General features: G+C 54.1%; 5 protein-coding genes and 1 tRNA gene. 5 read left to right on the forward strand and 1 reads right to left on the reverse strand.

Features of this window, described 5'->3' with window-relative positions:
* The coding region (locus tag ACI9KD_RS16835; protein WP_414982331.1) for a double zinc ribbon domain-containing protein at positions 1-392 on the reverse strand (392 nt) is incomplete at its 3' end.
* Between the two features lie 71 nt (positions 393-463).
* On the opposite strand from ACI9KD_RS16835, the gene bioB reads away from it, so the two are divergent.
* The 5 genes from bioB to ACI9KD_RS16860 all read left to right on the forward strand — a co-directional run.
* Complete coding sequence (gene bioB, locus ACI9KD_RS16840) at positions 464-1,582, forward strand: biotin synthase BioB (RefSeq protein WP_414982328.1); 1,119 nt, start codon at positions 464-466, stop codon at positions 1,580-1,582.
* 248 nt (positions 1,583-1,830) lie between these two features.
* Positions 1,831-3,627, forward strand: a complete 1,797-nt coding sequence (locus ACI9KD_RS16845; RefSeq protein WP_414982329.1) for an acyl-CoA dehydrogenase C-terminal domain-containing protein — start codon at positions 1,831-1,833, stop codon at positions 3,625-3,627.
* A 95-nt stretch (positions 3,628-3,722) separates the two neighbouring features.
* Positions 3,723-3,956, forward strand: a complete 234-nt coding sequence (locus ACI9KD_RS16850) for a DUF3094 family protein (RefSeq protein ID WP_414982330.1) — start codon at positions 3,723-3,725, stop codon at positions 3,954-3,956.
* Between the two features lie 43 nt (positions 3,957-3,999).
* Positions 4,000-4,076 (forward strand) — tRNA-Pro (locus tag ACI9KD_RS16855).
* Between the two features lie 209 nt (positions 4,077-4,285).
* Positions 4,286-4,460: Arm DNA-binding domain-containing protein (locus ACI9KD_RS16860; protein ID WP_414982332.1), on the forward strand; the 175-nt coding region annotated here is incomplete at its 3' end.

A 4,460-nucleotide genomic window follows, 5' to 3' on the forward strand; every position in this document is an offset into this window, starting at 1 on the left:
TCGCTCTGGTTGAAGCCCCGCTGAAGCTGGCGCCTCCAGTGCAGGGGCGTTGGCAGCATTATTTCGGTAGTTTTAGTAAAAATAGGCTCTTTTAGCATCAATTTTGCGGCCGTTAGCGAAAGTCTTTGCTCTCCCAGGTACTTCCATCGGTGCATTAAGTACGCTATTGCTGCGTCGTACTCATAGGCGGCAGTCACACGCTGTAAAAGCGGCGGCTGTGTGATGCATGTGGGACACAGGCGGCCATCCATACCTGGGAGCGCACATCTCGGGCATGCCGCCTCATTAGGACAGAGGGCGTCTTGGCATACCTCACAGACGGCTTCGGCCAGGTAGCTGGGTTGATCGCAATAGATACAGCGCTGTGGCGCCACGTAGTCGAGGGCGTGCATCCATGCGTTTTTTAGGGCGCTGTTAACCACGAGTTTTTATTTTGGTTGACCATGCTGCTCCATGATCTACTATGCAGATTCTTACTGAGAGCCTTGCCATGACTGTTCCCCTTTCATCTGAATTAACAAGCCAAACCACGTCTGGGGAGTCACGCCCAGCCGAAAACGACATCGCGTCGGCAACTGTGCGTCATGACTGGCAGCGAGACCAGATTGCCGCGCTGTTTGCGTTGCCCTTCAGTGATCTGGTGTTTCGCGCCCAATCGATTCACAGGCAGCATTTTGATCCAAACGAAGTGCAGATAAGCACTTTGCTTTCGATCAAAACCGGCGCTTGTCCTGAGGACTGTGCCTACTGCCCTCAAAGCACGCGCTTTGACACCGGCTTGTCGGTAGAGGCTCTCATGGAGGTAGATGCGGTGGTGGAACAGGCACAGGCTGCGCGCGACGCCGGGGCCACCCGGTTTTGCATGGGCGCAGCCTGGCGGTCGCCCAAAGATAGAGACCTGCCGGTTCTCACCTCGATGATCGAGGGGGTCAAAGAACTGGGCTTGGAGACGTGCATGACGCTGGGCATGTTGACTGACAGTCAGGCCATAACCTTGGCCGATGCAGGTCTGGATTACTACAACCACAATCTGGATACGTCTCCTGAGTACTACCGCGATATCATCACTACACGAACCTATGAGGATCGTCTGAATACCCTGGAGCAAGTGCGAGCGGCGGGCATGAAAGTCTGCAGTGGCGGCATCGTGGGGATGGGGGAGAATGCGGCGGATCGTGTGGGACTCCTGCAACAACTGGCAAATCTGCCAGAGCACCCCGAGAGCGTACCCATCAATATGCTGGTCCGTGTCGAAGGAACGCCGCTCGCGAAAGAGCGCGATCTTGACCCCTTCGAGTTTGTGCGCACCATCGCCGTGGCGCGCATAGTGATGCCACTCTCTCATGTGCGCTTGTCTGCGGGACGCGAAGACATGAACGAGCAGACTCAGTCGCTGGCATTTTTGGCGGGCGCAAACTCAATCTTCTATGGCGAAAAACTGCTAACTACAGCTAACCCAAAAGCCAATAGTGATTTGGCTTTGTTTGCGCGTTTGGGCATTAACCCTGAAGAGCGTGAGACGGCTGCTCCGGAGTTCTCGGATCCGCGGTTTTATGATGCAAACGCGTCGATGCAGGCCTGACGTGGTGTTTATCACAGTTATCGCTGCTCTTTAACGTAAGTAAGTGCACACTTACAAGCTTATTCTATGGTTTCGGGCGCTAGTTCCGGCCAAGCAGCCAAGGCAGCTTTTGCCTGCAAATTCACACTTTGGAGCATGCATTCGCCTGAAATTGGACTATACTCAACCCTAAGTTAACACTGAACACATGGGCGATAAGCCTTGCGATTGGCGATCCGAAAATCGTCACCGTAATAGGGGAGAGGGAAATGCCAAGTTATAAAGCGCCGCTGCGCGATATCCAGTTTGTGATCAATGAAGTACTTGATACCGAAAACTTGTATCAGGGTTTGAAAGGCTATGAAGAAGCCACGCCAGATCTCATGAATGCGATCATCGAAGAGGGTGCAAAGTTTGCCGAGAACGTTCTTTCTCCGCTGAATCAAAGCGGTGACGAAGAAGGCTGCGTGTGGTCCGAAGAGGGCGTAAAGACACCCGCAGGTTTTGCAGAAGCCTATAAGCAGTATGTTGATAACGGTTGGCCATCACTGTCTGCAGAGCCCGAGTTTGGTGGTCAGGATATGCCCAGCATGCTCGGCATTGTTATCAACGAGCTCGCCGGTACCGCCAACTGGTCCTGGCTCATGTATCCCGGACTGTCTCATGGTTGCATCAAGACGCTAGAGGCCCACGGTTCACCCGAGCTGAAGCAGCAATATCTGCCCAAGCTCGTGAGCGGCAACTGGACGGGCACCATGTGTCTTACCGAGTCGCATTGTGGGTCGGATCTCGGTCTCCTGCGCACCAAAGCCGAGCCCCAGGCCGACGGCAGCTATGCGATCACCGGCACCAAGATCTTTATCTCCGCCGGTGAGCACGATATGTCAGACAATATTGTGCATATCGTGATCGCACGTATGCCTGATGCGCCAGAGGGTACCAAGGGTATCTCGCTGTTTGTCGTGCCAAAGTTCAACGTTAATGAAGACGGCAGTGTCGGTGATCGCAACAGCGTGCACTGTGCGTCCATCGAAAAGAAGATGGGTATCAAGGCATCCGCAACCTGCGTGATGAACTTTGATGGCGCCAAGGGCTATTTGATTGGCGAGCCCAACCGCGGTCTGAACATGATGTTCACCTTTATGAACACCGCCCGAATCGGTACAGCTATTCAGGGATTGGCTCACGCAGAACTTGCGTATCAGGGATCTTTGGAATACGCCCGGGAACGCCTCGCGATGCGCAGCCTGACCGGCCCCAAGAATCCTGATGGCCCAGCGGACCCTATCATTGTGCACCCCGACGTGCGTCGCATGCTGCTGACGCAAAAGTCTATCGCCGAAGGCAGCCGTGCAATGCTGTACTACCTTGCTCAGCTGGGCGATATCGTGGAGCGCGGTGACGAAGAGAGCGCGAAGAAAGCCGACGACCTGATGGCGCTGCTGACACCGATCGCCAAGGCCTTTATTACCGAGGCCGGCCTTGAGGCTGCTAACCACGGCATCCAGATTTACGGTGGCCATGGCTTTATTCGTGAGTGGGGCATGGAGCAAATCGCTCGCGATGCACGTATCGCCACATTGTACGAAGGCACTACGGGTATACAGGCGCTGGACCTCATTGGCCGGAAAGTCCTGGGTTCTGGTGGCAAGCTGCTCATGGGCTTTACCGAGATGATGGGTGAATTTGTCGCCGAGAACAGTGATGAAGCTTATGCTGAATTCACGGCTCCGCTGACCAAGTACGCAGACGAGTGGCTGACCATGTCTCTGGAAGTAGGCGCTAAGGCCATGGAGAATCCTGACGAGGCTGGTGCCGCATCAGTGGACTACCTCATGTACTCAGGTTACGTGGCGCTGGCTTATTTCTGGGCTCAGATGGCTGTGGTCGCGCACAAGAAGATTGCAGAAGCCGCGGGCGGTGATACCGCGTTTTATGAGGCAAAACTCATGACCGCGCGTTTTTACTTCCAGCGAATACTGCCGCGGACTATGTCGCATAAAGAGTCCTTACTCTCTGGAGCGGACAACCTTATGGACATGCCAGAGGCGATGTTCGCATTCTGAACGGCTTGATATCCCCCAGGATTCTCTGGGGGGTGCAATCCAAAGCTACGGGCGCGATAATTCGCGTTCGTTTTCGTTGTTACGAGGCTAAATGCATGTCTCAGAATGAAGAACAGCCACAGCGCCCGGCTGAACCTGTTACCGAAGGCTCCGAGCGTCAGTTGTATCCAGAGGATCAAGCCAAGGTTGACGCGTTTCTGAAGCGTGGCGTCAACTCTGTCGAGAGAAAACCCTTCAAACCTTTATATTTATTGGTAATGTTGATCGTTGCAGTGCTCAGTTTGAGTTTCTTTAGCCAGTGGTTGGCGCACCAAGCAGGTGTGTTCTGAGTTATTGAGTTTGCTATGCTTGCTGGCCTCGCAGTAGCGATCTCGGTGTGTGGCGCAGCCTGGTAGCGCACTTCCTTCGGGAGGAAGGGGTCGGAGGTTCGAATCCTCTCACACCGACCATTTCAAATATCCAAGAACACCCAAAACCCACCTAAACTACTGAAATAACTAATTTTATACTGTAACCTCCCTTCAGGAGGGGTCAGCATCCGCCACTAAATACCAGCTCCAACGATGGTATATCGGTTGGTATCTCGCTAGCTCCGAATTCATATACCAGCAAAAGGGCCCATCTGGGCGTTTAGCTAAATCAAATCGGGGTATCGGCAGTGGGCAAGCTAACCGCAAAGACCGTCGAGGCTGCCAAGCCAAAGGACAAAGTCTACAAACTAAGTGACGGACGGGGGCTCCAGCTCTGGGTGTTCCCGGATGGAGCAAAGAGATGGCGTTTCAGCTACCGCCATGTCGGCAAGCAGCGCACGCTGGCACTCGGGGTGTTCAACG

Origin of the sequence: Congregibacter sp. (assembly GCF_047617445.1) — a bacterium.
Taxonomy (GTDB): Bacteria; Pseudomonadota; Gammaproteobacteria; order Pseudomonadales; family Halieaceae; genus Congregibacter.